At 66.9% G+C, this 24,485-nt stretch carries 23 protein-coding genes; 15 read left to right on the top strand and 8 right to left on the bottom strand.

All coding sequences use genetic code 11. The annotated features are described in order from the left end of the window. Positions 1-44: 44 nt before the first annotated feature. Positions 45-1,160, bottom strand: coding sequence for a glycosyltransferase family protein (locus tag GGQ90_RS03610; RefSeq protein WP_188080881.1), 1,116 nt, complete (start codon positions 1,158-1,160; stop codon positions 45-47). A 91-nt stretch (positions 1,161-1,251) separates the two neighbouring features. Here GGQ90_RS03610 and GGQ90_RS03605 point away from each other — a divergent pair, with 91 nt between their 5' ends. The 7 genes from GGQ90_RS03605 to GGQ90_RS03575 all read left to right on the top strand — a co-directional run bounded on the left by GGQ90_RS03605 (position 1,252) and on the right by GGQ90_RS03575 (position 7,697). Continuing rightward, the gene (locus GGQ90_RS03605; protein ID WP_188080855.1) at positions 1,252-2,130 is read left to right on the top strand and encodes a lysophospholipid acyltransferase family protein; all 879 of its coding nucleotides are present in this window, start codon (positions 1,252-1,254) and stop codon (positions 2,128-2,130) included. A 32-nt stretch (positions 2,131-2,162) separates the two neighbouring features. Next, positions 2,163-2,807, top strand: a complete 645-nt coding sequence (locus tag GGQ90_RS03600) for a phosphoribosylanthranilate isomerase (RefSeq protein ID WP_188080854.1) — start codon at positions 2,163-2,165, stop codon at positions 2,805-2,807. Between the two features lie 96 nt (positions 2,808-2,903). Then, on the top strand, positions 2,904-4,157 hold the full coding sequence (trpB, locus tag GGQ90_RS03595) for a tryptophan synthase subunit beta (RefSeq protein WP_188080853.1): 1,254 nt from the start codon (positions 2,904-2,906) through the stop codon (positions 4,155-4,157). A gap of 2 nt (positions 4,158-4,159) precedes the next feature. Then, positions 4,160-4,975 carry a tryptophan synthase subunit alpha gene (gene trpA / locus GGQ90_RS03590; protein ID WP_188080852.1) on the top strand — a complete coding sequence of 272 codons (816 nt, stop codon included), beginning with the start codon at positions 4,160-4,162 and terminating at the stop codon, positions 4,973-4,975. Next, positions 4,972-5,820 (top strand): acetyl-CoA carboxylase, carboxyltransferase subunit beta, encoded by an 849-nt coding sequence (gene accD / locus GGQ90_RS03585; RefSeq protein WP_188080851.1) that lies wholly within the window; start codon positions 4,972-4,974, stop codon positions 5,818-5,820. Before trpA ends, accD begins: the two co-directional genes overlap by 4 nt. Positions 5,821-5,853: 33 nt before the next feature. Further along, the gene (locus GGQ90_RS03580) at positions 5,854-7,188 is read left to right on the top strand and encodes a bifunctional folylpolyglutamate synthase/dihydrofolate synthase (protein WP_188080850.1); all 1,335 of its coding nucleotides are present in this window, start codon (positions 5,854-5,856) and stop codon (positions 7,186-7,188) included. A gap of 68 nt (positions 7,189-7,256) precedes the next feature. Further along, positions 7,257-7,697: a DUF6628 family protein gene (locus GGQ90_RS03575; RefSeq protein ID WP_004207660.1), complete on the top strand. Its 441-nt coding sequence runs from the start codon at positions 7,257-7,259 to the stop codon at positions 7,695-7,697. Here the strand turns inward: GGQ90_RS03575 and GGQ90_RS03570 are convergent. The 3 genes from GGQ90_RS03570 to GGQ90_RS03560 all read right to left on the bottom strand — a co-directional run bounded on the left by GGQ90_RS03570 (position 7,694) and on the right by GGQ90_RS03560 (position 10,365). Further along, the gene (locus GGQ90_RS03570; protein WP_188080849.1) at positions 7,694-8,449 is read right to left on the bottom strand and encodes a tetratricopeptide repeat protein; all 756 of its coding nucleotides are present in this window, start codon (positions 8,447-8,449) and stop codon (positions 7,694-7,696) included. The two genes, GGQ90_RS03575 and GGQ90_RS03570, sit on opposite strands and share 4 nt — an antisense overlap. Further along, on the bottom strand, positions 8,446-9,780 hold the full coding sequence (locus GGQ90_RS03565; protein WP_188080848.1) for an AmpG family muropeptide MFS transporter: 1,335 nt from the start codon (positions 9,778-9,780) through the stop codon (positions 8,446-8,448). Before GGQ90_RS03565 ends, GGQ90_RS03570 begins: the two co-directional genes overlap by 4 nt. 102 nt (positions 9,781-9,882) lie before the next feature. After that, entirely contained in the window at positions 9,883-10,365 is a 483-nt protein-coding gene (locus GGQ90_RS03560) for a response regulator (RefSeq protein ID WP_188080847.1), read from the bottom strand. A gap of 174 nt (positions 10,366-10,539) precedes the next feature. Here GGQ90_RS03560 and GGQ90_RS03555 point away from each other — a divergent pair, with 174 nt between their 5' ends. The 3 genes from GGQ90_RS03555 (at position 10,540) to GGQ90_RS03545 (ending at position 13,191) form a co-directional block, all read left to right on the top strand. Next, the gene (locus GGQ90_RS03555) at positions 10,540-12,033 is read left to right on the top strand and encodes a pseudouridine synthase (RefSeq protein ID WP_188080846.1); all 1,494 of its coding nucleotides are present in this window, start codon (positions 10,540-10,542) and stop codon (positions 12,031-12,033) included. Continuing rightward, complete coding sequence (gene rsmD / locus GGQ90_RS03550) at positions 12,030-12,584, top strand: 16S rRNA (guanine(966)-N(2))-methyltransferase RsmD (protein WP_188080845.1); 555 nt, start codon at positions 12,030-12,032, stop codon at positions 12,582-12,584. Before GGQ90_RS03555 ends, rsmD begins: the two co-directional genes overlap by 4 nt. Before the next feature lie 76 nt (positions 12,585-12,660). Further along, a complete protein-coding gene (locus tag GGQ90_RS03545; RefSeq protein WP_188080844.1) occupies positions 12,661-13,191 on the top strand; it encodes a hypothetical protein in 531 nt (176 codons plus the stop codon). Between the two features lie 16 nt (positions 13,192-13,207). On the opposite strand, the gene GGQ90_RS03540 is transcribed toward GGQ90_RS03545, so the two are convergent. Then, entirely contained in the window at positions 13,208-13,654 is a 447-nt protein-coding gene (locus tag GGQ90_RS03540) for a globin domain-containing protein (RefSeq protein ID WP_188080843.1), read from the bottom strand. Positions 13,655-13,761: 107 nt separating this feature from the next. Between GGQ90_RS03540 and GGQ90_RS03535 the strand changes: the two genes are divergently transcribed. Beyond that, positions 13,762-14,256 carry an Rrf2 family transcriptional regulator gene (locus GGQ90_RS03535; RefSeq protein WP_188080842.1) on the top strand — a complete coding sequence of 165 codons (495 nt, stop codon included), beginning with the start codon at positions 13,762-13,764 and terminating at the stop codon, positions 14,254-14,256. Here GGQ90_RS03535 and GGQ90_RS03530 read toward each other — a convergent pair. Continuing rightward, entirely contained in the window at positions 14,213-14,554 is a 342-nt protein-coding gene (locus tag GGQ90_RS03530) for a hypothetical protein (protein WP_188080841.1), read from the bottom strand. The genes GGQ90_RS03535 and GGQ90_RS03530 overlap by 44 nt on opposite strands. A gap of 109 nt (positions 14,555-14,663) precedes the next feature. Further along, positions 14,664-15,059, bottom strand: a complete 396-nt coding sequence (locus GGQ90_RS03525) for a GFA family protein (RefSeq protein ID WP_188080840.1) — start codon at positions 15,057-15,059, stop codon at positions 14,664-14,666. Positions 15,060-15,172: 113 nt separating this feature from the next. Here GGQ90_RS03525 and GGQ90_RS03520 point away from each other — a divergent pair, with 113 nt between their 5' ends. Both GGQ90_RS03520 and GGQ90_RS03515 read left to right on the top strand, forming a co-directional pair. Continuing rightward, complete coding sequence (locus GGQ90_RS03520) at positions 15,173-17,449, top strand: ATP-dependent helicase (RefSeq protein ID WP_188080839.1); 2,277 nt, start codon at positions 15,173-15,175, stop codon at positions 17,447-17,449. A 389-nt stretch (positions 17,450-17,838) separates the two neighbouring features. Continuing rightward, positions 17,839-19,647 (top strand): DUF885 family protein, encoded by a 1,809-nt coding sequence (locus GGQ90_RS03515; protein WP_188080838.1) that lies wholly within the window; start codon positions 17,839-17,841, stop codon positions 19,645-19,647. Positions 19,648-20,011: 364 nt separating this feature from the next. Here the strand turns inward: GGQ90_RS03515 and GGQ90_RS03510 are convergent, their stop codons facing one another. Further along, positions 20,012-21,604, bottom strand: a complete 1,593-nt coding sequence (locus GGQ90_RS03510; protein ID WP_188080837.1) for an isocitrate lyase — start codon at positions 21,602-21,604, stop codon at positions 20,012-20,014. A gap of 147 nt (positions 21,605-21,751) precedes the next feature. Between GGQ90_RS03510 and GGQ90_RS03505 the strand changes: the two genes are divergently transcribed. Both GGQ90_RS03505 and GGQ90_RS03500 read left to right on the top strand, forming a co-directional pair. Next, positions 21,752-23,161 carry a helix-turn-helix domain-containing protein gene (locus tag GGQ90_RS03505; RefSeq protein ID WP_188080836.1) on the top strand — a complete coding sequence of 470 codons (1,410 nt, stop codon included), beginning with the start codon at positions 21,752-21,754 and terminating at the stop codon, positions 23,159-23,161. Positions 23,162-23,201: 40 nt separating this feature from the next. Continuing rightward, entirely contained in the window at positions 23,202-24,473 is a 1,272-nt protein-coding gene (locus tag GGQ90_RS03500; RefSeq protein WP_188080880.1) for an MFS transporter, read from the top strand. Positions 24,474-24,485 lie beyond the last annotated feature (12 nt).

The following is a 24,485-nucleotide window of genomic DNA, read 5'->3' as shown; positions in this document are numbered from 1 at the left end:
CCATTCCCATTCCTTCCCGAGCCAGTCTCGGGGAGGAATGGAGATTACCCCCGCCCCATCTCCACCACCCGGCCGCGCACGACGCGATAGGTCCAGCCGCCCCAGCGGATGCGGTTGGAGAATGACGCCTGGAGTTGCACTGCCAGATGCGCCCAGCAGACGGCAAACGGCGTCACCATGTCCCACCAGAGCGATCGCCGCGCACGCGCCGCCTGCGCCGGTTCCAGCACCGCGCCCAATATCCCCCGTCGCACCATCGCCCGGCCCCAGGCCGCGCCATAGCCGATAGCGATGGCCGGCCAACCGCCCCAGCCCAGCGCCCACAGCCAGAAACCCGATTGCAGCGCGACCGCGCCGGTCGCCACCGCCCACATGCGCGGGCTGTTGGTGATGATATGGCGATATTGACGCACCCCAAAGCCCCAGAGCGGGCCAGGTCCGCCATCCAGTAGGCTCGCCACCAGCAGGTCGCGCACCGGCCGCATCCGCAGCTTCGTGCGCCAGCCAGCCAGCCCGATCGCCATGTCGTCGGACAGACGCCCGGCCAGCGCCGCGTCGATATCGATCCGCTCGGCCGCCGCCCGCGTCATCGCCATCGCGCCGCCCCAGGGCATGGTTGCACTGGCCGCGCGCGGCAGCGTCGCCAGTTGCATCTCGACCGCGCCGACCAGCGCCGGCATGCCGTGCCCGGCCGGCAGCAGCAGGCGATAGCCTGTCACGATATCGGCCTTGCCCCGCACCAGCGGAAAGAGCAGCCGCCCGACCAGCCGCACCGGCGGCTCGATATCCGCGTCGACAAAGATCAGATAGCGATCACTGTCACGCAAAGTCTTCAATGCTGCCCGCAGTTTGTGGACCTTCTGTCCCTCGTCGCTGGCCACGCCGGCGCGCACGATCTGGACCCAATCCGGCTCGGCGGCTGCCAGCGCCTCCGCCGCCGCACAGCCGCCGGAGGTCGCGAGCAGCAGCCGAAACGGCGCACTCTGCGCCCTCAACCGGGTGACAAGTTCGCTGTCAGCTTCCCAGTCGTCCCGCACCGACAGGATCATGACCGCGCCGTCGGGCGCCTCCTCCTGCCGGTCCGCCGGCAGATGGCGCCAATAATTGATCACGCCCAGCAGGCTGATCGCCTGCAGCAGGAACCAGATCGCCAGGAAGATGCTCAAGATCGGGATGCCCCTTTACCCTTTATCGCGCCCGTGTATGACCGACGCCATGCCCAGTGCCAACCCATCCATGCGTGCGATCTGAATGCTCTACAGCCCCTTCATGTATCGCTTGATGCGCGTCCTTCCGGTGAGCGCCGGATCGGCGATCGGCGCATGGCTCGGCGGCATGGTCGGTCCGCGGCGCATGGCGGTCCGATCCGAACGGGCGCGACGCAACCTTGCCCTGCTGCGCCCCGATCTGTCGGAAGGCGATGCCGCCGCGCTCCTGCACCAACGCTGGCGCAATGTCGGCCGCTTTGCCGCCGAACTGCCGTCGATGGGGCGACTGCTTGCCGGCGGCCATCTCTCGATCGAGGATCATGACGCCTATCGCACCATCGTCGATGGTCCCGGCGCGATCATCTTCGTGTCGCTGCATATCGGCCATTGGGATGTGATTGCCGCCCACCTGAAGACCCAGATGGATCGCCCGTCGATCGGCGTGCAGCAACCGCCGGAAAATCCGCGCCATGCGAAAATGCTGGAAAAGGCCCGTGCCGCCTATGCCACCGACGCGTTGCCGCCGGGCGAGGGCGCGGCCCGCCGCATCCTGCGCCATCTGGCCAAGGAAGATCGCGCGCTCGCCTATATGCTGCTCGACGAACGGCGCGACCGGCAGGTGACCTTCCCTACCTTCGGCCGGCCGCTGGGACCACAGGGCAATGTGTCGATCGCGCTGCGCATGGCCAAGGCGTCAGGTGCGCGGATCATGCCGCTCTATCTCGTCCGCACCGGCAGCACGCACTTCACCCTGAAATGGCATCAGCCTTTCGACCCCGCCGACATGGATCAGGCCGCGATCTTCGCCGCGCTCGACCATTTTCTGGGCGATGCCGCGCTTGCTCATCTCGACCAGTGGCTGGGGCTGCAGGATATCGACCTGACCGATCCGGGCCACGCCCCTGCCCTAGCCCGGATGTGACTTCCCTTCCCTTACGGTCTAAAGGCCCGCCCATGTCCCGAATCGCGATCAAGATCTGCGGCCTGTCGACCCCGGAGACGGTGGGCGCCGCCGTGCAGGCGGGGGCGAGCCATGTCGGCTTCGTCCATTTCCCCAAGAGCCCGCGCCATGTCGAACCCGACCGGATGCGCACACTCGCCGCCGCTGTCCCGCCCCATGTCGATCGCGTCGCCGTGGTCGTCGATGCCGATGACGAACAACTGTCGCGCCTGACCGGCACCGGTGCGCTCAGCGCCCTGCAACTTCATGGCAAGGAAAGCCCGGAGCGGGCCGCCGCCATCCGCCAGCGTTTCGGCCTGCCGGTGTGGAAGGCTATTTCGGTCAAGACCCGCGCCGATATCGACTCTGCCCAGGCCTATGCCGGCACGGTCGACCGGCTGCTGTTCGACGCGAAGACGCCCGATGGCGCGGCGCTGCCCGGCGGCATGGGCCTGCGCTTTGACTGGACCTTGCTGCGCGGCGTCGCCATGCCCGCGCCCTGGGGGCTTTCCGGTGGCCTTGGCATCGACAATGTGTGCGATGCGATCCGCCTGACCGGCACGCCGCTGATCGACGTTTCTTCGGGCGTCGAGGATGCGCCGGGCATCAAGAGTGTGGACAAGATCATGGCCTTCTGCAAAGCGGTGTCGGCATGTTGACGCTGAACGCCCCTGCCATGCGCATCGAAGGACGATGGCGCTGATCGCTTCCTGACCACAAGCGAACGCCCATCATTTGTCCCCGGAAAGATATTCATGACCGACACCATCACCCATTCTGCCGCTCTGGCCAACAGCCTCCGCAGCCAGCCCGACGACAATGGCCATTTCGGCGCCTTTGGCGGCCGTTATGTCGCCGAAACGCTGATGCCGCTGATCCTGGAGCTGGAAAAGGTCTACAAGGCGGCCAAGGTCGATCCGGAATTTCACGCCGAATATGCCGAGCTGCTGCGCTCCTATGTCGGCCGCCCCAACCCGCTTTATTATGCGCAGCGGCTGACCGAAGCGCTGCGCGCCAAGGCGGAACCGGGCAAGGGTGCCAAGATCTACCTGAAGCGCGAGGAACTCAACCACACCGGCGCGCACAAGATCAACAATTGCATCGGCCAGGCCCTGCTCGCCCGCCGCATGGGCAAGAAGAAGGTCATCGCCGAAACCGGCGCAGGCCAGCATGGCGTCGCCACCGCGACCGTCGCCGCCCTGTTCGGCATGGAATGCAAGATCTTCATGGGCGCCAAGGATGTCGAGCGGCAGAAGCCCAACGTCTTCCGCATGAAGCTGCTCGGCGCAGAGGTGATCCCGGTCCATTCCGGCTCCTCGACGCTCAAGGATTCGATGAACGACGCCCTGCGCTACTGGGTGTCGAACGTCCATGACACTTTCTACATCATCGGCACCGCCGCCGGCCCGCACCCCTATCCGGAACTGGTGCGCGATTTCCAGTCGATCATCGGCAAGGAAATCCGCGCGCAGATCATGGAGGCCGAAGGTCGCCTGCCCGACATGCTGATCGCCCCGGTGGGCGGCGGCTCCAACGCCATCGGCATGTTCCACCCGTTCCTCGACGATCCCGAAGTAGCAATGATCGGCGTGGAAGCGGCCGGCGAAGGCCTCGACAAGAAGCATGCCGCCAGCCTCGCCGGCGGCGCATCGGGCATCCTGCACGGCAACCGCACCTATCTGCTCCAGGACGAAGACGGCCAGATCACCGAAGCGCACAGCATTTCTGCCGGTCTCGACTATCCCGGCATCGGCCCGGAACATAGCTGGCTGCATGAGATCGGCCGGGTGAAATATCTGCCGATCAAGGATGACGAGGCGCTGGAAAGCTTCCAGACCCTCTCGCGCCTCGAAGGCATCATCCCCGCGCTCGAATCCGCCCATGCCGTGGCCGCGGCCGAACAGGTCGCGCCGACGCTGGACGCGGACAAGATCATCGTCGTCAACCTGTCGGGCCGGGGAGACAAGGATATCTTCACCGTCGCCGACGCGCTGGGAGTGGAGATGTGAGCATGGATCGTCTCGCCACCCGCTTCGCCGCCTGCAAGGCGCAGGGCCGCGCCGCCCTCATCACCTTCGTGACCGCCGGTGACCCGGACGTCGCCTCGACCCCCGCCATCCTCGATGCGCTGGTCGCGGGCGGCGCCGACATCATCGAACTGGGCATGCCCTTCACCGATCCGATGGCCGACGGCCCGGCGATCGAACTGGCGAACCTGCGCAGCCTCGGCTCCGGCACCAAGACGAAGGATGTTTTCGCGCTGGCCGCCGATTTCCGTGCGCGCCATCCCGAAACGCCGCTGATCCTGATGGGCTATGCCAATCCGATGCTGGCGCGCGGGTCCGACTGGTTCGCCGACCAGTGCCAGGCCGCCGGTGTCGACGGCGTGATCTGCGTCGATATCCCGCCGGAGGAAGATGCCGAACTCGGCCCCGCCCTGCGCGCCGTCGGCGTCCATCTCGTCCGCCTTGCGACCCCGACCACGGACGCCGCCCGCCTGCCCGCCGTGCTGAACGGCGCCAGCGGCTTCCTCTATCATGTCGCCGTCGCCGGCATTACCGGCAAGCAGCAGGCGGCACAGGCCAATATCGAAATGGCGGTTGATCGGCTGAAGGCCGCCACCGACCTGCCGATTGCGGTCGGCTTCGGCGTGCGCACGCCCGAACAGGCGGCCGCTATCGGCCGCGTTGCCGATGGCGTGGTGGTCGGTTCGGCGATCGTCGACATCGTCGGCTCGCATGGCGATGCCGCCGCGCCCTTCGTCCAGGAATTCGTCGCGTCGCTCAGCGGCGCCCTCACCACTTCTATCCGGGAGACCGCAGCATGAGCTGGATCAACCGCGTTCGTAACGCCCTGCCCTTCACCAAGAAGGAAACCACCGCCGAAACGCTCTGGCACCAATGCCCGTCGTGCAAGGAAATGGTCTTCATCAAGGAATGGGAGGAAAATCTCTCGGTCTGCCCGCGCTGTGACCATCACGGCCGCATCGGCCCGTCGGATCGGTTCGAGCAGATCCTCGACGCCGGCTTCATCCTGCTGCCGACGCCCAGCGTGCCGGAAGACCCGCTGAAGTTCCGGGATAGCAAGCGCTACCCCGACCGGATCAAGGCCGCCCGCGCTTCCACCGGCGACCAGGACGCGCTCATCAACGCGCGCGGCGCGATCGACGATGTGCCGCTGGTCATGGGCGTCCAGAATTTCGCCTTCATGGGCGGTTCCATGGGCATGGGCGTGGGCGCGGCCTTCATCCAGGGCATCAACGACGCGATCGCGCATAAATGCCCTTATGTCATCTTCACCGCTGCCGGCGGCGCGCGCATGCAGGAAGGCATTCTTTCGCTGATGCAGATGCCGCGCTCCACCGTGGCGATCCGCAAGCTGCACGCCGCCGGCCTGCCCTATATCGTCGTGCTGACCGATCCGACCACCGGCGGCGTCACCGCCAGCTATGCGATGCTGGGCGATATCCAGATTTCGGAGCCCAATGCCCTGATCGGCTTCGCCGGCCAGCGCGTCATCGAAAGCACGATCCGCGAAAAGCTGCCCGAAGGTTTCCAGCGCGCCGAATATCTGCTCGACCATGGCATGCTCGACATGGTGGTCCATCGCAGCGAACTGCGCGACACGCTGGCCCGCGTGATCGGCTATCTGACGCCGCGCGCCGCCGCCTGAGCCTCAAAAGCGCGATAGGGGGATCAGCGCGCCATGGCCGACCATGCCGTTTCGGACGACCCGCAGGTCCAGGCCCAGCTTGACCGGCTCTGGTCGCTGTCCCCCGGCGCCGACATATTGGGACTGGAGCGGATCACCCGGCTGCTGGAGCGACTGGACGATCCGCACCGTCGCCTGCCGCCGGTCTTCCATGTCGCCGGCACCAACGGCAAGGGGTCGACCTGCGCCTTCCTGCGCGCCGCGCTGGAAGCGGACGGCAAGACCGTCCATGTCTTCACCTCACCCCATCTGGTCCGCTTCAACGAACGCATCCGCATCGCCGGCAAGCTGATCGACGATGCCATGCTCGCCGCCTATCTCGCCCGCGTGCTCGACGTGGCCGAAGGGATCGGTGCCAGCTTCTTCGAGGTGACGACCGCCGCCGCCTTTCTCGCCTTTGCCGAACATGATGCCGATGCCTGCATCATCGAGGTCGGCCTTGGCGGGCGGCTCGACGCCACCAACGTCATCGTCGATCCGGTCGTCTGCGGCATCGCCCAGCTCGGTATCGATCATCAGGCCTTCCTGGGCGACACGCTGCCCGTGATCGCCGCGGAAAAGGCCGGCATCGCCAAGCCCGGCGCCCCGCTGGTCACGCAGCGTTACGACGCCACCCTCGCCCCGGTGATGCAGGACGCCGCGGATCGTGCCGGTACCCGATGGCTCGCCATGGGCGACGCCTGGGACGCCGCCGTCTATCGCGACCGGGTCCATTATCGCGACGAACAGGGCCATGTCGACGTGCCGATGCCGCGCCTGCCCGGCGCGCATCAGGTCCAGAATGTCGCCCTCGCGATCGCCATGCTGCGCCACCAGCAGGCCGTGCCGGTCAGCGAGGCAGCGCTGAAGGCCGCGCCGCTCTGGGCGCACTGGCCCGCCCGGCTGCAGCGACTGGAACACGGTCCGTTGCTCGCTGCCCTGCCCGACGCGGCCGAAGCCTGGCTCGATGGTGGCCATAACGAGGCTGCCGGCCAGGCGATCAGCGCCTTCTTCACCGCCGACCGGCTGCACAGCCGCCAGATCCAGCTCGTCATCGGCATGCTCGCCAACAAGGATATGGACGCCTATCTCGCGCCGTTCGGCGGCCGGATCGCCCATGTCCACGCGCTGCCGGTGCCGGGGCATGACCATCATCCGCCCGAACGCTTCGCCGCCGTCGCCGCCCGCTGGGGCATAGGCTGCACCGCCCATGACGGCCCGCAGGCGGCGATCGCCGCCATCGCGCAGGACGCCGCCCATGCCCAGGATGCGGCACCGATCATCCTGATCGCCGGCTCGCTCTATATGGCCGGAGAGATTTTGCGGTTGAACGGACAATTGCCCGATTGATTTAGACTTGCGAATGCCTCGCAATAGCGTAGCTTGTGTGTCCCCGAGTCACACAAAGGCGCACCCGCATGGCATATGGAGAAAGCTACCCCGTCGAACTGCCCCGGCCCATTCCGGGCGGCTATGGCAATCGACTGTTCCTGTTTGTCATGCGCCGCATGGCGACGGCCGGGGTCAATGACGCCCATGCCGCCAATGCGATGCTGGGCGCCTTCGGCAAAAGCTATCGCCGGCCCCTGGTGCTGATGCGCGCAATGATGCTGGAACTGGCGCGCGCCGCCAGCCGCAAGATCCTGGTCGCGCCCTGCTGCTGCGCGCGGATGACGGCGGACGAGGCGGCGATCATGCAGGCGGTGGGCGATGCGCTGCGCGATCCGCATACCGCCTTCGACAATGTCTCGGGACTGCTGGGCAATGACGATGCGCTGGGCGCGCTCACCTGCCTGCAGGCGGTGGCGCAGGCGCATAGCGACCTTGGCCGGCCGCTGGACCTCTACGCGGCGAATTAAGCCGCCGCTTTCCGCAACTCCGCCAGCCGCTCGCCGGCCCAGCGATACATCTCGGCCTGGGCGGCGCGCTGGGTGCGGTCGAGCCGCCTGGCCCGCTGCTCGACCTCCTCCAATATCTGCCGTGCGCGCAGCCGGTCACCCTGCTCCAGCAGGAAGGCGGCATAATGGCAGCGCGCCTCCTCGCCGGCATAGCGGCTCATCACATCCTCGAACAGCAGGCGCGCCTGCGCATCCTCGCCGATATCGGCCAGCATCCGCGCCCGCAGCAGCGCGCGCCGATCCCATTCGCTACCCCGGCTGACCTCCGGCACGCCGTCCAGTTGTGCCAGCCCGTCGCGGCTGCGCCCCAATTCGAACAGCGTCTGCGCCAGCTTCACCTGCGTCGTCGCATCCTGCCCCGGCCCCAGCGCCAGCCCCTTGCGATAGGCCGCCTCCGCCTCGGCAAAGCGGCCAAGGTCGAGCAGCGCGTCGCCCAGCGCGATCTGGTTGGCGGCGGTCTCCGCCAGGTCCAGATCAGCCCGCGCCCTGCGCAGGCCGCGTTCCGGATCGACCTTGCCGACCACCTGGCTGCGCGCCGTGCGCAGATGGCGATTGCCCCAATAGGCCGGCAGCACCTCCAGCATCAGATAGGCAAAGCAGCCCGCCAGCGAGAAGAGGAAGATGAACAGCATCCAGATCTGGTTGCGGCCGCTGCGCACGACATCGACCGCGCAGATGATCTGGATACAGATGGAGGCGACGAGGAAGATCATGTGGCGCTTCCGCCCGCCTTGTCGCTGTCGGCGGTTGCCGCCGTGCCGATGCTCGCGTCGATCAGCCCGGCCCGCATCATCAGCCAGAACAGCAATATGCCCGGCACCGCCAGCGCCGTAGTCAGCAGATAGAAATCGACATAGCCGAACCGCTCGATCAGCGCGCCGGCGGTCGTCCCGGTCAGGAAACGGCCAACGATGCTCGCCGCGGCCGAGATCAGCGCATATTGGGCAGCGGTGAAGCGCAGATCGCACAGCGCCGAGAAATAGGCGACGACGGTGACCCCACCGATGCCGCTCGCGAAATTCTCGAAGCCGATCGCGCCGGCCATGCCCCAGTTGCTCTTGCCCAACGCAGCCAGCGCGGCGAAGCTGAAATTGGACACGCACATCAGCACCAGACTGACCAGCACCGACCGCTTCATGCCCATACGGGCATAGAGGATGCCGCCGACGAAGATGCCGATCAGATAGGCCCAGAAGCCGATCCCCACATCGTAGATGGCGATCTCGTCATTGCTGTAGCCCATGTCGTCGAACAGCAGGCGGAAAGTGAGGTTGGCGAGCGTGTCGCCGATCTTGTGCAGCAGGATGAAGCAGAGGACGAGCACCGCGCCCCGGCGGCGGAAAAACTCCACCAGCGGACCCGCGATCGACTGCCATACCTCGCCCATGCCGCGCCGCGCCGCCGCCTCGCGATGTCGCTCCGGTTCGCCCAGCACCAGCCCGGTCAGCATCGCTGGCAGGGCGAAGACCGCGCAGGCCAGATAAGCGCCATGCCAGCCGATCCGTGCCGCCAGTACCAGCGCCAGCGCACCGGCCGCCACCGACCCGATCCGCCAGCCATATTGCGACATGCCGGAGCCTACGCCCAGTTGCTCGGGTTTCAGCGTCTCAATCCGATAGGCGTCGATCACGATGTCGAAGGTCGCTCCGGCCGCCCCGACCAGGATCGCGGCATAGGCGGTCTGCAACAGGCCGGCCGCGGGATCGACCAGTGCCAGATTGGCGACCGCTGCCATCACCAGCACACCGGTCAGCAACAGCCATGATACGCGCTGCCCCAGCCGGCCGATGATCGGCAGGCGCACGCCATCGACCATCCACGCCCATAGCCATTTGAGGTTGTAAACCAGGAAAGCGAGCGTGAAGGCAGTCACCGCCTTCTTGTCGATGCCGTCCTGCGCCAGCCGCGTCGTCAGCGTCGCGCCGATCATCGCATAGGGAAAGCCTGACGAAACGCCCAGGAAGAAGGCCGCCAGCGGCTCCTTCTGGACATAGGGCTTTACCGCGTCGCTCCAGCTGCGCGTGCCGCCGGCCAATTCCGTCATGATCTGTGATGCCCCCGATGATGCGATCCGGGCGCCACCATATGAGCAAATGCGGCAGAGGCAAGCGGCACGGCCGCCTGCCTGCCCCCGATCAGCCCGGCTTCAGGCGATCTCGGCGAACAGCTTCATGCCGCGCGGCTTGCGTGGTGGCGCACGCCCGGCCAGTACCGCATCGACCACCGCGATCGCCGCCAGCAGATCGCGCGGGGCGAAGGGCTTGGCGAGGCAACCGACCGCCAGCGACCGTGCATCGACGGGACAGGCGCCGGTGACGAACAGCACCGGCAACTGTCGCGCATGGGCGTGGCGCGCGACCTCTATGCCGCAGCGCCCGCCGCGCAGATTGACGTCGGTGACGACTAGGTCGACCGAGCCGGCATCGATCACGCGGGCAGCATGGGCATGGCTGTCGACGGTGGCGGCGATGCGATAGCCCGCCTGAGACAGGATATGCTCATGGTCGAAGGCGACGAGCGGCTCATCCTCCACCACCAGCACGCTACGGATGGCGCTGCGCGGCGCCACCGCTGCTTCTCTGGCCCCATCCCTGGCGGTGTCGTCCCCTCTGATTCGCCCGAAAAACATTTGCTGTCCTGCCCCGTTTCCGCCATGCAACCGACCAACGCCGCGCCCCGGCGCCGGGTTGCGCCCGGCCGGGGCTTTGCCGTTCACATGGACGGCGCTATGGCACCGTTCATCATATTGCACATGCCGCCCTGATATGGGGATGGCCACCCGTCACGAAAAGGAATGCATCAAGTGGAACCGCCAAAAAAATCTGGTCCGCCGCGCCGGTCAGGTCCGGGCGGTCCCAAGCGTCCCTCCGGCCCCGGATCGCGTGGCGGCGCCGATCGCGGCACTGGCCGTCGCCCGGCCCGATCCGAGGGTCGTAACGAAGGTCGTTTTGACAGCCGGAACGAAGGCCGTTCGGACCGCCCCGCCCCGCGTGGCGAGCGCCCCGATCGCGGCCCGCGCCCCGATCGCAATGGCCCCGGCGAGGCCCGTGGCAATCGCTTCGGCGAGGGCCGGAGCGAACGCGGCGAAGGTCGCGGCACCCGCCCCGATCGCAGCGCTTCGGGCGAAGGCCGTGCTGGTCGCTTTGCCGGAAACCGCGAAGAAGGCCGTGGCGAACGCCCGGCCCGTGGCGCACGTCCGGATCGCAACGCCGCCGGCGAAGGCCGTGGCCGCTTCGGCGAGGCCCGGGGTGAACGCAGCGAACGCCCTGCCCGTGCCCGCCCCGATCGCGCCGCCCAGCCGGATCGCGCCGAACGCCCCGTCCGCAGCGGTCGCCCGACCGAAGGCAAGCGCCCCGAGCGCGCCGCCGCTGATCGCCCCGCCCGCGCGCCCTTTGGCGATCGTGCCGCCCGCCCCGCTTTCGGTGACCGCCCGGCCCGCCCGCGCCCCGAAGGTCGCACGCCCGGCACATCCTATCCGCCGCGCCGCCCCGGCAGCAAGAAGCCGGCTGCCCCCCATGTCGCCAACCCGCACCCGGCCCGCGCCGCTGCGGAAACCAGCGGCAAGGGCGAACCGCAGCGCATCGCCAAGCTGCTCGCCCGCGCCGGCATCGCCTCGCGCCGCGAGATCGAGCGGATGATCGAGGAAGGCCGTATCGCCAAGGACGGCGTCACGATCGACACCCCCGCGACGCTGCTCACCTCGCTCCATGGCGTCACCGTCGACGGCGATCCGGTCGCCGCGCCCGCGCCCGCCCGCCTGTTCCTGTTCCACAAGCCGACCGGCTTCCTCACCACCGAGCGCGATCCCGCCGGTCGCCCGACCATCTACGACATCCTGCCCGACGACCTGCCGCGCCTGATGCCGATCGGTCGGCTCGACATGAATACCGAGGGGCTGTTGCTGCTCACCACCGATGGCGAGTTCAAGCGCGAGATGGAATTGCCCTCGACCGGCGTGCCGCGCACCTATCGCGCCCGCGCCTTTGGCGAGGTCAGCCAGCAGCAACTGGAGGATCTGTTCGACGGCATCGAGATCGACGGCATCCAATATGGCCCGATCGAGGCTAATCTGGAACGCCGCACCGGCCGCAACCAGTGGATCGAAATGACCCTGACCGAAGGCAAGAACCGCGAAGTGCGCCGCGTGCTCGAACATTTCGAGCTCAAGGTCAATCGCCTGATCCGCACCAGCTACGGCCCGTTCGAGCTGGGCGAACTGGCCAGCGGCGCGGTCGAGGAAGTGCGCCAGCATGATCTGGTCGCCTTCCGCAGCAGTCTGAAGAAAGCACAGAAATGAGAATCATCTCGGGTCAATGGCGCGGCCGTCCGCTGGTCGCGCCCAAGGGCGACGCCACTCGCCCCACCGGCGACCGCACGCGTGAGACGCTCTTTTCGATGCTGGCGAGCCGGCTGGGATCGTTCGAGGGACTGGCTGTGGGCGATTTCTTCGCCGGCTCGGGCGCGCTGGGCTTTGAAGCTCTGTCGCGCGGGGCCGCCACCTGCCTGTTCGTCGAGCAGGACAAGCCAGCGATCGATGCGATCCGCGCCAATGGCGACAAGCTCGGCCTGCGCCCGGACATCCGCCAGACCAGCGTGCTGTCGCTCGGCCCGACGAAGACGCCGCTCGACCTCATCTTCATGGACCCGCCCTATGACACCGGCGCGGGCCAGGTCGCGCTCGACAAGCTGGCGCGCCTGGGCTGGACCAGCCCCGCCACCTGGATCAGCATCGAAACCGACCGGCGCGAGGATGTATTGGTCAAGGGCTTCGCCGTCGATGCCGTGCGCGACGTCGGCAAGGCGCGCCTCACCCTGCTCCGCCCAGAGGATAGCGCGCCCGAAGTCTGAGCATCGGCGGCGGATAACCGGACCTTAAGACCAGCCCCCTAGACCGCCCCTGTTTCGGTCCAAGGGGGGATGATCCATGCCTTTTCGATATGCCTTTGCCATGCTGGCAACGCTGACGGCCGTGGCGGTCGATGCCCAGCCGGCGGACAGCCGCTATTTCTACGGTCCGATGAACAGCCGGGGCGACGGCTATAAGGATAAGCTGACGAAGGATGGCTTCTGGCAGGTCGACGCCGGCATCAGCCATATCGGCAGCGCCATCGCGATCGACTTCGCCATCTATCGCGCCGCAGAACTGGCGCAGGAAAATGGCTATCGCTATGTCGAAATCCACGATGCATCCGGCCGCAGCAGCCGGCTCGGCGGCGCAGAGACGGCAACCCTCTACGCCCGCCCGGCCGAAGCGCCAGCCCATCCGGCCGCCTGCCGCTCGGGCAAGCCCAAGCGCTGCTACACAGCCGACATTGCCCTCGTCTATGCCCGCCTCAGCGGCGTCGACGGCCAACACCCCGGCATCGCCGCGTCCAGCTATGTCGACAAGTTCGGCCGGCCAGTGATGGAAAGTGGCTTCGGCACCGGCGCCGTCGGCACGCCGCCCACCAGATAATTGGCCAGATGGTCGGTCAGGCGGCCTCTGCGTAGGCCGCCTTTTCCTTGCCGATCAGGATATTGGCCAGGAACGTATAAGCTTCCGCCCAGGCGCCCAGCACTTCGTCGGTCGCCACCTCTTCGCCCAGCACGTCGCGGATCGCCGGCAGCAGCGCGGCCGCCACCTTGGGATAATGGTCCGGCTGCACGCCCGTATCGACATGGCGCTGCACCATCCGCGCGATCGCCCCGTCCAGCGCCTGCAACTTGTCGACATTCTCCGCAAAGCCCAGGATCGCCGCCGCCAGCCGGCGCGGCTGCTCGCCGCTGGCCTGCGCGGCCTGGTCGAACATGTCCTTGATCGACGCATCCTCGAACAGCCGCGCATACATGCGGGTGGTGATCTCGACGCCATGACGGCGCAACGCCGGGCCGGTCGCCTTCACGATGGCGATGGTTTCGGGGGACAGGTTTTCGCTCATGGCAGGTTCCTCATCGGAGACTCGATAAGGTTCATTTAATAGGCATCTTTTAAGATGTAAATTGAATATATGTTTATACCACCCTGCCCGCACGATAGGAGGGCGCGATGCAATTGACCCGCCATACCGACTATGCGCTGCGCGTGCTGATCCACCTCGCCGCCGTGCCTAGCGGACGGGCGACGATCCCGGAAATTGCCGATGCCTATGGCCTGTCGCGCAATCATCTGATGAAGGTGGTCTATAGCCTGGGTCAGGGCGGCTTCATCCGTACCCAGCGCGGTCGGGGCGGTGGCTTCGCCCTTGCCGCCGACCCTGCCGACATCCGCATCAGCGCAGTGGTGCGCCATAGCGAGCCGGACATGGCGATGGCCGATTGCGCATCCTGCGCGATCCGTCCGGCCTGCGGCCTGTCAGGCATATTGGCGCAGGCGGTCGGCGCCTTCCTGACGGTGCTGGATGGCTACAGCCTGGCCGATGCGGCGCGCAATCGGGCAGGTCTCGCAGCGCTCATCGCCGCCCTGCCCAGCCCGGCATCGGCCGATCCCGAACCTGACCTCAGCCCGGCCTGCGCATCCGCTTCTTTGCCTCGCCCGGATTGACACAACCATCCTGCACGCCCTTGCCGCAAACCGGATAGGCCTTCGCCTCGGTCGGCGGCGGCGTCATGTTGCCACCCACCGTCACCGGATTGGCCGCCGTGCCCACCGGCGCGGCCGGATCGCGTGGCACGTCCGCAGGGGCGGGCACCATGCCGGTCTCCGCCGGCACCGCGCCGGTCGGTTGTGCGGCATTGGGATCCTGGCTCTGGGCCGGCGGCGACATCGCCTGCGCCCCGGCCTGACCGGGCAGCGCTGCCATCGACAGGGCAACAAAGCCGGCAATCATGATGATCTTCATCGGGCTGGTCCTTCTCTCCTTGCCCCGAGCAAGGGAGAAACCGGCCATCCCGCCTCTCCGTTCCCGGCGCCAGCGACGAACCGTGCCGCCGCTGACGCCGGTCGCGCGCTCAGTCCGCCGGATATCGATCGAACCGGGGCAGGTCATGCGCCGCCGCCATCCACGGTGCCGCCTCGGCAAACTGGATATGCACCGCCGGCGGAAAGGCGCCCTGGTCGTCCAGCGTCGCACTTTGAATGTCGATCATGCCGGGAAACACCGTCGGATTGGTGTAGAACAGGCCCGTGCCGCAGGTGCCGCAGAAATGGCGGGTCGCATTGTCCGACGACTGATAGGTCACCGGATCGCCCTCTATCGTCACCTTGTCATGCGGGAACAGCGCCCAGCCGACCATCGGCGCGCCCGCGCTCATCCGGCAATCGCTGCAATGGCAGAGTGCGCTGTAAACCGGCTCGCCCTCCGCCGCATAATGGATCGCCCCGCACTGGCACCGCCCCGTCACCATCATCTTGCTCCATTCGCATCTTGCGTGATTCTCTTTTTGTTCTCATAGATTGCGGCCCGCCGCAAGGCCATCCGCCCTTGCCCCCGCAACCACCCATCCCTAGTTGATCGCCCATGACCGTGCCTGCCCCCTCTCCCAATGACCCGCCCTATCTGAAGGGGCTCAACGAACCGCAGCGTCAGGCTGTGCTGACCACGGAGGGACCGGTGCTGGTGCTGGCCGGTGCGGGCACGGGCAAGACGGCGGCACTGACCGCCCGCCTCGCCCATCTGGTCGCGACCCAGCGCGCCTGGCCCTCGGAAATCCTGGCCGTCACCTTCACCAACAAGGCGGCACGGGAAATGCGCGAGCGTGTCGGCCGGATGATCGGCCCGGCGGTCGAGGGCATGCCCTGGCTCGGCACCTTCCACGCGATCGCCGCCAAGATGCTGCGCCGCCATGCCGAACTGGTCGGGCTCCAGTCCAATTTCACCATCCTCGACACCGATGACCAGCTGCGCCTGATGAAGCAGCTGATCCAGGCCGAGGGGATCGACGAGAAGCGCTGGCCTGCCCGCCAGCTCGCTGGCCTCATCGACCAGTGGAAGAATAAGGGCCTCACCCCGGAGGAGGTCGGTGCCGGCGAGGCGGAGGGCTATGCCCATGGCAAGGGGCAGAAGCTCTATGCCGCCTATCAAACCCGCCTGCGCGAGGTGAATGCCTGCGATTTCGGTGATTTGCTTCTGCATGTTCTGACCATATTGAAGCGCCACCGCGACGTGCTGGAGCAATATCAGCAGCGCTTCAAATATATCATGGTGGACGAATATCAGGATACCAATAGCAGCCAGTATCTCTGGCTCCGCCTGCTCGCCCAGACCCGGAAGAATATTTGCTGCGTCGGCGACGACGACCAGTCCATATATTCATGGCGCGGCGCAGAAGTCGCCAATATCCTGCGGTTCGAAAAGGATTTTCCTGGCGCCGTAATCGTCCGGCTGGAACAGAATTACCGCTCCACTCCGCACATATTGGGCGCCGCGTCCGGTGTGATCGCGGAAAATGGCAATCGCCTGGGCAAGACATTGTGGACCGACATCGATGTCGGCGAAAAGGTGCGGGTGCTCGGCGTGTGGGACGGCCCGGAGGAAGCCCGCCGCGTCGGCGACGAGATCGAGGCGATCGCCCGCGCCGGCGGATCACTGGATGAGGTGGCGATCCTCGTCCGCGCCCAGCACCAGACCCGCGAGTTCGAAGACCGCTTCATCCAGATCGGCCTGCCCTATCGCATCGTCGGCGGCTTCCGCTTCTATGAGCGCGCCGAAATCCGGGATGCGCTCGCCTATCTGCGCCTCGTCAATCAGCCGGCCGACGATCTGGCCTTCGAACGCATCGTCAACGTCCCCAAGCGCGGCCTGGGCGACAAGGCGGTCGAGAAGCTGCACCGGCTGGCGCGGGCAGAGGGCATTCCCCTCGCCCTCGCCGCCGCCCGCATCCTCGACACCGACGAACTGACGCCCCAGGCGCGCCGCGCACTCGGCGCCTTCATCGGCGACCTCGCCCGCTGGCGCGACCGTGCCGGGCAATTGCCCCATGCCGAACTGGCCCGCCAGATACTGGACGAAAGCGGCTATACCGCCACGCTCCAGGCTGAACGCTCCACCGAAAGCGCCGGGCGCCTGGAGAACCTGTCCGAACTCGCCCGCGCGATGGAGGAATATGAGACGCTGGGCGCCTTCCTCGAACATGTCAGTCTGGTCATGGATAATGAGGCGCAGCAGGATGAGCGCAAGCTTACCATCATGACCATCCACGCGGCCAAGGGGCTGGAATTCGACAATGTCTTCCTCGCCGGCTGGGAGGAAGGCATTTTCCCCTCGCAGCGCGCGCTCGACGAGGGCGGGCTCAACAGCCTGGAGGAGGAACGGCGCCTCGCCTATGTGGCGATCACCCGCGCGCGCAAGCGCTGCACCATCCTTCATGCCGCCAACCGCCGCATCTATGGCCAGTGGACCAGCTCCATCCCCTCCCGCTTCGTCGGCGAATTGCCGCCCGAACATGTGGATGAGGAAAGCAGCATGTCCGGCGGTGCCTCGCTCTGGCGCGCCAACTGGTCCGAACGGGACGATCCCTTCGCCAATGTCGCGCGCGGTTCGTCGCGTGGCCCCGGCTGGCAACGCGCCCAGACAGGCGGCCAGTTCAGCCGCGAACCGGTACGCGTCGTCGAAGCCCGCACCTCCGCCGTTTCGCTCGGCAACAAGGGCCGCGACGATGTCTCGCTCGGCCAGCGCGTCTTCCACCAGAAATTCGGCTATGGCACGATCGCCGCGATCGAAGGCAACAAGCTGGAAATCGACTTCGAAACCGCCGGCCGCAAGCGGGTGATGGACAGCTTCGTCACGCTGGCATAAGCCCGGCAAAGCCCGCTCCACTACCCCTTATGCTTTCCTATTTGCACTGTCCCTGCTCTATCCTGGGGATGGTACGGCGCCCCTGTTCACCGCGATGCGCTTTGGTCGGGTTGCTCTGGTGTCACCCGGAAGAGGCGTGCCAGACGCGCGATGCTAACCCGCCTTCACCTGCCACAGACGCTTCGGCGGGACCTGGCAGGCGCGTCGCCGATGCGGCACAGGTGCCAAAGCCCCGAACAGGCCGTTTACACTGTGAACTTCGTAGGAGAATCCCGCTGTGATGTCGCCATGACGGCCTCGCCCCTAGCCAAGCGGTTGCATGCGCGGCACTAAGGCGCCCCCGGCGGGCGGGTGACCGTTCGTGCCAGGGCCAGAACAGGGAGCATTTCGTGAACCGACGGCAATTCCTCACCACCAGCGGCGCCACGGCGCTGGCCGCATCCACCCCGCGCGCCTTTGCGCAGCCGGGATCGCAGGATGCCCGCCTGCGCGCCATGCTGGACGGCTTCTTCTATGAGCGGCTGGACGACAGCCCGGAACAGGCCACCCGCCTTGGCCTCGACACCGGTGCCCGCGCCGCGCTGCGCGGCAAGCTCAGCGATACCAGCGCCGCCGGCGCGGCCCGCGACCTCGCCCGGACCAGGACGCAGGCGAAGCAGCTTGCCGGTCTCGACCGCGCGACGCTCAGCCCGGCCAGCCAGCTCGACTATGATGTCGTCGCCTATCAGCTCGACCGCGCGGTGGGTGGCGAGCGTTTCGCCTATGGCGAGACGGCGGGCCGCTACGCGCCCTATATCCTCAGCCAACTGACCGGCTCCTATCGCGAGACGCCCGATTTCCTCGACAGCCAGCACCGGGTGAAGGACGCGGCCGATGCCGACGCCTATCTGGCGCGGCTCGAAGCCTTCCCCGTCAGCATGGATGGCGAGCTGGAACGGCAGAAGGCGGACGCGGCCAAGGGCGTGTTCGCGCCCGACTATATCCTCGACACGACGATGAAGATGCAGGCGGCGCTGCGCGACCAGCCCGCCGCCCAGACCGTGCTGGTGGCGAGCTTCGCCAGGAAGCTGGCCGCCGCCGGCCTGCCGCCCGAACGCGCCGCGCAAGCGGAAAGGATCGTCGCGGAAAAGGTCTTCCCCGCCGTCGATCGCCAGCGCGCGCTGGTGCAGCAGTTGCGCGCCAAGGCCGTGCATGACGCCGGCTGCTGGCGCCTGCCCGATGGCGAGGCTTTCTATGCGGCCGCCGCCGAGGCCGCGACCACGACCCGGCTGACCGGCGACGAAATCCATCAGATGGGCCTGGATCAGGTCGCCAGCATCTCGTCGCGGATCGACGCGATCCTGAAGGGCGAAGGGATGAGCCAGGGCACAGTCGGCGACCGGCTGGTCGCGCTCAACAAGCGCCCCGACCAGCTCTACCCCAATACCGATCCGGGCCGCGAAGCACTGCTGGCGCAGCTCAACAGCCAGATCAAGGCGATGCAGGCGCGGTTGGGGGAGGCGTTCAACACCGTGCCCAAGGCACCGGTCGAGGTGCGCCGCGTGCCGGTGACGATCCAGGCGGGGGCGCCGGGCGGCTATTATCAGAATGCCTCGCTCGACGGGTCGCGGCCGGCCATCTATTTCATCAACCTGCGCGACACGTTCGACCGGCCCAAATTCGGCCTCGCCACGCTGACCCATCATGAGGCGGTGCCGGGCCATCACCTGCAGGTGACGGTGGCGCTGGAATCGGATTCGATCCCGATGATCCGCCGCCGCGGCTTCTACAGCGGCTATTCCGAAGGCTGGGCGCTCTATTCCGAGCAGCTGGCCGACGAGATGGGCATGTACAAGGGCGATCCCCTGGGCCAGGTCGGCTATCTCCAGTCGCTGCTGTTCCGCGCCACCCGGCTGGTGGTCGACAGCGGCATGCACGCCAAGCGCTGGAGCCGCGAGAAAGCGACCGATTATCTCATCGCCACCACCGGCATCGCGCGCGGCCGCAGCCAGGGAGAGATCGACCGCTACACCGTCTGGCCGGGCCAGGCGTGCAGCTACAAGATCGGCCATACGGTATGGAACGACCTGCGCGAGCAAGTGAAGACGGCACAGGGGGACAAGTTCGACCTCAAGCAGTTCCACGAAGTGCTGACGCTGGGCGCGATGCCGCTCGACATATTGAAGCAGGCGGTGCGCCAGCGAGCGGGGATAGTCTGACACAACCGCCGTTCGTTTCGAGCCTGTCCAGAAACGAGGGCACTGCGCTACGCACTTCTCGACTTCGCTCGAAGCGAACGGAGTAGGGTGAGCGAAATGAAAAAAACGGCCCGGTGGTGCGCCACCGGGCCGTCGAGGTCCTTCCACCCAAATCGCGAAGGGCCACACCTCAAAAAGAAATGTCGAATTCCCCGCGAACTGACTGTCTTCACGGCCCCGGCCGCGAAACCCTAATCTTCCATGCTTGTTACGCTTGCGGAACCCATCTTCCCGACAAGCATCGGGATATCGCCGGGAAGATGGGGCGCGTGCGGTCAACTCCAACCCGTCATTCCCGCGCAAGCGGGGATGATGGGGATAGGGTTTAGGCCGCGAACTGATTCATCGTGTTGTGCGTGCCGCCGGCCTTCAGCGCGGCGTCGCCGGCAAAATATTCCTTATGGTCGTCGCCAATGTCGGAGCCGGCCATATTCTGGTGCTTCACGCAGGCGATGCCCTGGCGGATTTCCTGCCGCTGCACGCCCTTGACGTAGCCCAGCATGCCGGCCTCGCCGAAATATTCCCTGGCGAGATTGTCGGTGCTGAGCGCGGCCGTGTGATAGGTCGGCAGGGTGATGAGGTGGTGGAAGATGCCAGCCTGCGCCGCCGCATCCTTCTGGAAGGTGCGGATGCGTTCGTCCGCCTCGATGCCGAGGTCGGTGGCGTCAAAATCCGCGCTCATCAGCCTTGCCCGGTCATAGGCGCCGACATCCTTGCCCGCCGCTTCCCACGCGTCGAACACCTGCTGACGGAAGTTCAGCGTCCAGTTGAAGCTGGGCGAGTTGTTGTAGACCAGCTTGGCATTGGGGATCACCTCGCGGATGCGGCTCACCATGCCGCCAATCTGGCCGATATGCGGCTTTTCGGTTTCGATCCATAGCAGGTCGGCGCCGTTCTGGAGCGCGGTGATGCAGTCGAGGACGCAACGATCCTCGCCGGTGCCGGCGCGGAACTGATAGAGGTTCGAGGGCAGGCGCTTGGGCTTCAGCAACCGCCCGTCGCGGCTGATGAGAACGTCGCCATGGCCGATCGCGCCGGCATCGACCGGATCGCAGTCGAGGAAGCCATTATAGAGGTCGCCGATATCGCCCGCTTGCCGGGTGAAGGCGATCTGCTTGGTGAGGCCCGCGCCCAGCGAGTCCGTCCGCGCGACGATCACGCCGTCGTCAATGCCCAGTTCCAGGAAGGCGTAGCGGACTGCCCGGATCTTCGCGAGGAAATCCTCATGCGGGACCGTGACCTTGCCGTCCTGATGGCCGCACTGCTTTTCGTCCGAAACCTGGTTCTCGATCTGGATGCAGCAGGCGCCGGCCTCGATGAACTTCTTGGCGAGCAGATAGGTCGCCTCCGCATTGCCGAACCCGGCGTCGATGTCGGCAACGATCGGGACGATATGGGTTTCGTAATTGTCGATCTGCTGCTGCAGCTTCGCGGCGCGGACCTCGTCGCCTTCCGCGCGGGCCTTGTCGAGATCGCGGAACAGGCCGCCCAGCTCGCGGGCGTCGGCCTGGCGCAGGAAGGTGTAGAGTTCCTCGATCAGCGCGGGGACGCTGGTCTTTTCATGCATCGACTGGTCGGGCAGCGGGCCGAACTCGCTGCGCAGCGCCGCGACCATCCAGCCGGACAGATAGAGGTAGCGGCCCTTGGTGGTGCCGAAATGCTTCTTGATGCTGATCATCTTCTGCTGGCCGATGAAGCCGTGCCAGCAGCCCAGCGACTGGGTGTAGTTGGCCGGATCGGCATCATAGGCGGCCATGTCGGCGCGCATGATCTTCGCGGTATAGCGGGCGATGTCGAGGCCGCTCTGGAAGCGGTTCTGCAGGCGCATGCGGGCGACGGATTCGGGCGCAATGCCGTCCCAATGGCCCTGGCCGCCGATCAGCGTGTCGGCCTTCGCGATTTCACTTTGATAGGTCATGTCGTCATTCCCTCGGGGTGAGCTGCAAGAAAGAATGACAGCGAAGTAGACACAGGAACCGGGGTGCGGCACCCCTGCCAAAGTCCAGTTGTCGATCTTTACAAAAATCTGCTGTAAAGTTGTAAAGAGCGTACAGGAGTCGGTGTCATGGCCAAGGATCGTCCCGTCTATATGGGGCCGCGATTGCGGCGGCTGCGGCGCGAGCTGGGCCTGACCCAGGCGGACATGGCCAATGATCTGGAGATCAGCGCCTCCTATGTCGCGCTGCTGGAGCGCAACCAGCGGCCGCTGACCGCCGACATGCTGTTGCGCCTCGCCCGCACCTACAAGCTCGACATGGCCGAGGTGGCGGGCGACGGCGGCGCGGAGCAGACGGCGCGGCTACAGGCGGTGCTGAAAGACCCGATGTTCGCCGACATCGACCTGCCGCAACTGGCGACCGGCGATGTCGCGGTCAATTATCCCGGCATTACCGAGGCTTTGCTGCGGCTCTATACCAGCTATCGCGAGGAGCATCTGGCACTGGCCGACAGAGGGGCGGACCGGGGGGCGGAGGCGGAACCGCAGGAGGATGGCGCCGATCCGGTGGCGGAGGCGCGGCGCTTCATCGCCGCGCGGCGCAACAGCTTCCCGTTGCTCGACGATGCGGCCGAGAAGCTGGCGACGGAGGCGGAGGCCGAGGGGGGCTTAGCTGGCTGGCTCAAGGCGCGGCATAATTTGCGGGTGCGGCGATTGCCGTCGGACGTGATGGCGGGATCGATGCGGCGGCTGGACCGGCATCGCGACGCGGTACTGCTGGACGATGCGCTGGACGGCGCCAGCTCCGCCTTTCAACTGGCGTTGCAGATCGCCTATCTGGAGATGCGCAAGGGCTTCGACGCGCTGCTGAAGGACGGGCAGTTCGCCAGCGAAAGCGGGCGGCGGCTCGCCCGGCGGGCATTGGCCGGCTATGGTGCGGCGGCGATCCTGATGCCCTATGGCGCCTTCGCCAAGGCGGTGGAGGCCAAGCGCTATGATGTCGAGGCGCTGGCCCGGCAGTTCAGCGTCAGCTTCGAACAGGCGGCGCATCGCCTCACCACATTGCAGAAGCCGGGGCAGGAGCGCGTCCCCTTCTTCTTCCTGCGGGTCGATCCGGCCGGCAATGTCTCCAAGCGGCTGGACGGGGCCGGCTTCCCCTTTGCCCGCCATGGCGGTTCCTGCCCGCTCTGGTCGGTGCATCGCGTGTTCGAAACACCGCGCGAGGTGGTGACGCAATGGCTGGAACTGCCCGACGGCCAGCGCTTCTTCTCGATCGCGCGCACCGTCACCGCCGGCGGCGGCAGCTGGGGCGCGGCGAAGGTGGAGCGGGCGATCGCGCTGTGCTGCGCGGCCGACCATGCCCATCGGCTGGTCTATAGCCAGGATGCGCCGCCGCCCGCGCCGACGCCGATCGGCGTCACCTGTCGCCTGTGCCACCGCAGCCAGTGCATGGCCCGGTCCGCCCCGCCGATCGGCCGCGACATGCTGCCCGACGATTATCGGCGGACGCGGGCGCCGTTCGGCTTTGCCGATGGTTAGGGAGTGGGGGATTGTTCTGATGGACGAGGAGACGCCACCGATGGGGCAGCCACCCGGCCTCTCGAAGCGATCGCTGGCGATTGCCGGGCTGTCGACCATCGTCGAATGGTATGACTTCACCCTCTATCTCTATCTCGCCACCTTGTTGTCGCGCATCTTCTATGGCGGCGGCGCGGCGGGCATCGGCCATGTGCTGGCCGGCTTTGCGGTCGTCTATCTGATGCGGCCGCTGGGCGCGATAGTCTTTGGCCATATCGGCGATCGTCATGGCCGGCGGCCGACCATGTTGCTGTCGATGGCGCTGATGAGCGCGGCGATGCTGGCAACCGCACTGCTGCCGACCCAGGCGCAGGCCGGGGCGATGGCGGGCTGGCTGCTGCTGGCGCTGCGCTGTGTCATGGCCTTCTCGGTCGGCGGAGAATATACCGGCGTCGTCGCCTATCTGCTGGAAGGGGCGCCGTCCGGCAGGCGCGGCCTCGTCACATCCCTGGCGTCGGCGGCGAGCGAGGTCGGCGGGCTGCTGGCGGTGGCGCTGTCGGCCCTGACCGTGGCGCTGCTGGACGAGGCGGCGCTGGCCGACTGGGGCTGGCGCATTCCCTTCCTGGTCGGCGCGGGACTCGCGGCCCTCATCCTGCTTGCGCGGTCGCGGATCGAGGAGTCGCCCGATTTCCTGGCGCAGCGCGCCCGTGGCAGCATCCCGGCCCAGCCGCTGCGCCTCAGCCTGCATGCCTATCGCCCCGCGATCGGCCGCGGCTTTGCCATTTCGGCGCTGGGGTCGATCACCTATTATGTCGGCATCGTCTATGTGCCAAGCTTCCTGATCGCGACCGGCCGCATGGGCGAGGCCGATGCGCTGACACTATCGACGCTCGCCGCGCTGGTGGTGATCCTGGTGACGCCGCTGGTCGGCGCTTTGTCCGACCGGATCGGGCGGCAGCCGGTGCTGGTCACGCTGGCGCTCGCAGGCGTCACGCTGCCGGCCCTGCTCTTTGCCCTGATGGCACAGGGAAGCGCATTGGGCGGTGCGCTGGTGGGCGCGATCCTGCTAGCGGCGCTGGGCGGGGCAGTGAGCGCGGTCGGCGCCGTGACCACGGCCGAGCAATTTCCCGGCGAAGGGCGGCTGAGCGGCCTGGCCTTTGGCGCGACCGGCGCGACCGCGCTGTTCGGCGGCCTCACTCCCTATCTGTCGCACCAGTTGACGCAGGCGAGCGGATGGGCGTCCGCCCCCGGCTGGCTGATCGCGATCGTGGCGCTGGGCGTGCTGCCGGTCCTCTGGCGCCTGCCCGAAAGCGCGCCGCGCATGATGCGCTAAGCCGCGAGGATA

Source organism: Sphingobium scionense (assembly GCF_014197035.1).
In the GTDB taxonomy this organism is placed as follows: Bacteria; Pseudomonadota; Alphaproteobacteria; order Sphingomonadales; family Sphingomonadaceae; genus Sphingobium; species Sphingobium scionense.
Note: the sequence above shows the minus strand (reverse complement) of the source record. Positions and strands in the feature narration are given on the sequence as shown.